At 59.0% G+C, this 5278-nt stretch carries 4 protein-coding genes; all 4 read right to left on the minus strand.

Annotation, left to right across the window (positions count from 1 at the left end; genetic code table 11):
* The coding region (locus OQK_RS10765) for a DNA gyrase subunit B (protein ID WP_038860844.1) at positions 1 to 1676 on the minus strand (1676 nt) is incomplete at its 3' end.
* A gap of 5 nt (positions 1677 to 1681) precedes the next feature.
* On the minus strand, positions 1682 to 2785 hold the full coding sequence (gene recF, locus OQK_RS10770) for a DNA replication/repair protein RecF (RefSeq protein WP_016772389.1): 1104 nt from the start codon (positions 2783 to 2785) through the stop codon (positions 1682 to 1684).
* Positions 2786 to 2799: 14 nt separating this feature from the next.
* Positions 2800 to 3903 (minus strand): DNA polymerase III subunit beta, encoded by a 1104-nt coding sequence (dnaN, locus tag OQK_RS10775; protein WP_016772390.1) that lies wholly within the window; start codon positions 3901 to 3903, stop codon positions 2800 to 2802.
* A 39-nt stretch (positions 3904 to 3942) separates the two neighbouring features.
* The coding region (gene dnaA / locus OQK_RS10780; protein ID WP_038860845.1) for a chromosomal replication initiator protein DnaA at positions 3943 to 5278 on the minus strand (1336 nt) is incomplete at its 5' end.

Here is a 5278-nt window from a genome sequence, read left to right on the forward strand (position 1 = left end):
TGCGTCATGTACTCTTCCATGGCGTCGTCGTCTTTGATGTATTGCTCTTGCTTGCCTTTCTTGACCTTGTACAGCGGTGGCTGGGCGATGTAGATGTAGCCACGCTCGATCAGCTCCGGCAGCTGACGGAAGAAGAAGGTCAGCAGCAGGGTGCGGATGTGCGAACCGTCGACGTCAGCATCGGTCATGATGATGATGTTGTGATAACGCAACTTGTCGATGTTGTACTCTTCGCGACCGATGCCGCAGCCCAGCGCGGTGATCAGCGTGCCCACTTCCTGGGAAGAGATCATCTTGTCGAAACGCGCTTTCTCGACGTTGAGGATCTTGCCCTTCAACGGCAGGATCGCCTGGGTCTTGCGGTTACGTCCCTGCTTGGCAGAACCGCCCGCGGAGTCACCTTCCACCAAGTACAGTTCGGACAGCGCCGGATCTTTTTCCTGGCAGTCGGCGAGCTTGCCCGGCAGGCCGGCGATGTCCAGCGCGCCTTTGCGGCGGGTCATCTCACGGGCCTTGCGCGCGGCTTCACGGGCACGGGCGGCGTCGATCATCTTGCCGACTACCAGCTTGGCTTCGTTCGGGTTCTCCAAGAGGAAGTCGGAGAAGTATTTGCCCATCTCCTGCTCGACCGCAGTCTTCACTTCGGAAGACACCAGCTTGTCTTTGGTCTGCGAGCTGAACTTCGGATCCGGCACCTTCACCGAAATGATCGCGGTGAGGCCTTCACGGGCATCGTCACCGGTGGTGGCGACTTTGTGCTTCTTCGCCAGACCTTCCTGCTCGATGTAGTTGTTCAGGTTACGCGTCAGTGCCGAGCGGAAGCCCACCAGGTGGGTGCCGCCGTCGCGCTGCGGGATGTTGTTGGTGAAGCACAACAGGTTCTCGTTGAAGCTGTCGTTCCACTGCAGGGCGATTTCCACGCCGATGCCGTCTTCACGCTGAATGTTGAAGTGGAACACCTGATTGACCGCAGTCTTGTTGGTGTTCAGGTATTCAACGAACGCACGCAGGCCGCCTTCGTACTTGAACAGCTCTTCCTTGCCGCTGCGCTCGTCCTTGAGGACGATGCCGACACCGGAGTTGAGGAAGGACAGTTCACGAATGCGCTTGGCGAGGATGTCCCAGCTGAAGTGAATGTTCTTGAAGGTTTCGCTGGACGCCTTGAAGTGGATCTGGGTGCCGGTGGTTTCGCTGTCGCCAACGATGGCCATCGGTGCCTGAGGCACACCGTGGACGTAGGTCTGTTCCCAGATCTTGCCACTGCGGCGAACGGTCAGGACCAGCTCTTCGGACAGTGCGTTCACTACCGAAACACCTACACCGTGCAGACCGCCGGAAACCTTGTAGGAGTTGTCGTCGAACTTACCGCCAGCGTGGAGGACGGTCATGATGACCTCAGCGGCGGAAACGCCTTCCTCTTTATGCACGTCTACCGGGATGCCACGACCGTTGTCTTTAACGGTGATGGATTCGTCCGGGTGGATGATGATGCTGATGTCGTCGCAATGGCCGGCGAGGGCTTCGTCGATCGAGTTGTCGACCACCTCGAACACCATGTGGTGCAGACCGCTGCCATCGTCGGTGTCACCAATGTACATACCGGGACGTTTGCGTACGGCATCCAGGCCTTTCAGCACTTTAATGCTCGTTGAGTCGTACGTATTTTCTTCGCTCAATGCCTTCACTCCCGATGGTCGTGGGTCTGGGTGATACGGCCCTGTTCCACGTGGAACAAAGCGACTGGCGTTTCCGTCTGCCAGCCTTCCCTCAGTAATTCGTGATCTACACAGGTGATGAACACCTGGCAGCGTAAGTCTTCCAGCAAGCGGCACAGCGCGCGACGGTGGCTCTCGTCCAGCTCGGACGGCAAGTCATCCACCAGATAAATACACTGTCCGCGGCGGGCCTGGCTGACCAGGTGCCCTTGGGCAATCCGTAGTGCACAGACCACAAGCTTCTGCTGACCCCGGGACAGGATGTCCGCGGCATTGTGTGCGCCCAATCTGAGACGCAAATCAGCTCGTTGCGGTCCGGCCTGGGTGTGCCCCATCTGCTGGTCCCGTTGCACGGAACCGGCGAGTACGGCGCTCAATTCGCGGTCCTTGTCCCAGCCTCGGTAATAGCTGAGCGTCAAACCCTCGAGCTCAACCAGTTCGCTCAAGGTCTGTTCGAAGACCGGTTTCAAGGCTGTGATGTAAGCGCGGCGGTATTCATCGATTTCAGCGCTGGCCTGGCACAGTTCCCTGTCCCAAACCGCTTGCGAAACGGCGTCAAGTGTACCATGCCGCAGCCAGGAGTTTCTCTGGCGCAGCGCCTTCTGCAAACGCTGCCAAGTGGCCATGAAACGCGGTTCAACGTGGAACACACCCCAGTCGAGAAACTGCCGGCGAATCTTCGGCGCGCCTTCCAGCAGACGGAAGCTGTCCGGGTTGATCAACTGCAACGGCAGGATCTCCGCCAGCTGCGCAGCGCTACGGGCGTTCTGGCCATCGATGCGAATCTGGAACTCGCCCTGACGGTCGCGAGAAATCCCCAACGCACTGTGTCCGCCTTCAGCCAGCTCAACCTGACCAAATACCGTACAGGCGAGCTGTTCGTACTGAATGACCGGCAACAGCCGCGTGCTGCGAAACGAACGGGCAAGCCCCAGCAGATGAATGGCTTCCAGAACACTGGTTTTGCCGCTGCCGTTGGCGCCGTAAAGAATGTTGATGCGGGGGGAGGGGGAGAAGGTCACCGGGTGCAGATTACGCACCGCGGTGACCGAAACACGACTTAACGACATTCAGGATCAGCTGATTACAGACGCATCGGCATGACAACGTAAGCCGAATCGTCATTGTCGGACTCTTGCACCAGCGCACTGCTGTTGGAGTCGGACAGGATCAGGCGAACCTGCTCGGTGGTCATCACGCCCAGCACGTCGAGCAAATAGCTGACGTTGAAACCGATCTCCAGCGAGCCGCCGTTGTACTCAACGCCCACTTCTTCTTCAGCTTCTTCCTGCTCCGGGTTGTTGGCCTGGATCTTCAACTGACCGCTGGCCAGCTGCAGACGGATACCGCGGTACTTCTCGTTGGACAGAATCGCCGTACGGCTGAAGGCTTCACGCAATGCCTGACGATCGCCGAGTACCAGTTTGTCGCCACCTTTCGGCAGGACGCGCTCGTAATCCGGGAATTTACCGTCGACCAGTTTCGAGGTGAAAGTGAACTCGCCCGTGGTGGCGCGGATGTGATGCTGACCAAGGACGATGCTGACATTGCCGTCCGGCTCGGTGAGCAGACGCGCCAGTTCGAGGATACCTTTGCGCGGTACGATCACCTGATGACGATCCGGCTGACCGATATCGGCCTGCATCGAGCACATCGCCAAACGGTGACCGTCGGTGGCCACGGCGCGGATCACACCAGCGGAAACTTCCAGCAACATGCCGTTGAGGTAATAACGCACGTCCTGCTGGGCCATGGCGAAGCTGGTGCGTTCGATCAAGCGACGCAGTTTGCTCTGCTCCAGGCTGCACGTCAGCGAGCCCGGGCCTTCTTCAACAGTCGGGAAGTCGTTGGCCGGCAGGGTCGACAGGGTGAAGCGGCTACGGCCGGCCTTCACCACCAGCTTCTGCTCGTCGACCTTGATGTCGATCAGCGCGTCGTTGGGCAGGCTCTTGCAGATGTCCATCAGTTTGCGCGCCGGCACGGTGATCGAGCCCGTTTCGGCCGGCTCTTCGAGTTGCACACGACCGACCAGCTCGACTTCCAGGTCGGTACCGGTCAGCGACAGTTGCTGGCCTTCGACGACCAACAGCACGTTGGACAGTACCGGCAAGGTCTGTCGGCGCTCGACGACGCCTGCGACCAGTTGCAGGGGTTTCAACAGGGCTTCGCGTTGAATGGTGAAATGCATGGTCTAGTCCCTTGCCTTAATAAGCTGCGCTGGTGTTCATCAAGTGGTCAGTGTACGCAGCAGGTTCTTGTAGTCCTCGCGGATGTCCGCGTCGGATTCCTTAAGTTCGTTGATCTTGCGGCAGGCGTGCAGCACGGTGGTGTGGTCGCGACCGCCAAACACATCGCCGATTTCCGGCAGGCTGTGGTTGGTCAGTTCCTTGGACAACGCCATGGCCACCTGACGCGGACGAGCCACCGAGCGCGAACGGCGCTTGGACAGCAAGTCGGAAATCTTGATCTTGTAATACTCGGCGACGGTGCGCTGAATGTTATCCACAGAGACCAGTTTGTCCTGCAACGCCAGCAAGTCTTTCAGGGATTCGCGGATCAGCTCGATGGTGATGTCGCGGCCCATGAAGTGCGAGTGGGCGATTACGCGTTTCAGCGCACCTTCCAGCTCACGGACGTTGGAGCGGATGCGCTGGGCTATGAAGAACGCGGCGTCATGCGGCAACTCGACTTTGGCCTGATCGGCCTTCTTCATCAGGATCGCCACGCGGGTTTCCAGTTCCGGCGGCTCGACGGCAACCGTCAGGCCCCAACCGAAGCGGGATTTGAGGCGTTCTTCAAGGCCTTCGATTTCTTTCGGGTAGCGGTCACTGGTGAGAATGACCTGCTGACCACCTTCAAGCAACGCGTTGAAGGTGTGGAAAAACTCTTCCTGGGAACGCTCCTTGCGAGCGAAGAACTGAATATCGTCGATCAGCAAGGCGTCCACCGACCGGTAGAAACGCTTGAATTCGTTGATGGCGTTCAGTTGCAACGCCTTGACCATGTCGGCCACAAAGCGCTCGGAATGCAGGTACACGACCTTGGCATTCGGATTCTTCTTTAATAGATGGTTGCCCACCGCGTGCATCAAGTGGGTTTTACCCAAGCCGACGCCACCATAAAGGAAGAGCGGGTTGTAACCGTGCTTGGGATTGTCCGCCACCTGCCAGGCCGCCGCACGGGCTAGCTGGTTGGATTTACCTTCAACGAAGTTTTCGAAGGTGAACGTGCGATTCAGGTAACTGGTGTGCTTGAGCGCACCTTCTACCTGCACGGTGCGCTGCTCCGCGCGAACCGGGGCCTGCTGCGAAGCGGCGCCGGCCATCGGGTCGAAGCTGTCGCGGGAAGGTTCTTCGCTGACTTCAGCGGCCTTCTGTGTGGAACGTTTGGCCGGAGCAGGGGCTGGCGTCGGTGCCGGATTGCTCGCTGGCACATTATTCGCCTGCGCCTGAGCAACCTGCGCGGCCGCCAGCGGCGCATTGGGTGCAGCACGAGGTGCCGAGCTGCGTTTGCTGCCTATTAACAAGGACAGCGCCGGCGTCGAACCATTGCCGTGCTCATCC

This window comes from Pseudomonas sp. R62 (genome assembly GCF_000257605.1).
GTDB classification, from domain to species: domain Bacteria; phylum Pseudomonadota; class Gammaproteobacteria; order Pseudomonadales; family Pseudomonadaceae; genus Aquipseudomonas; species Aquipseudomonas atacamensis.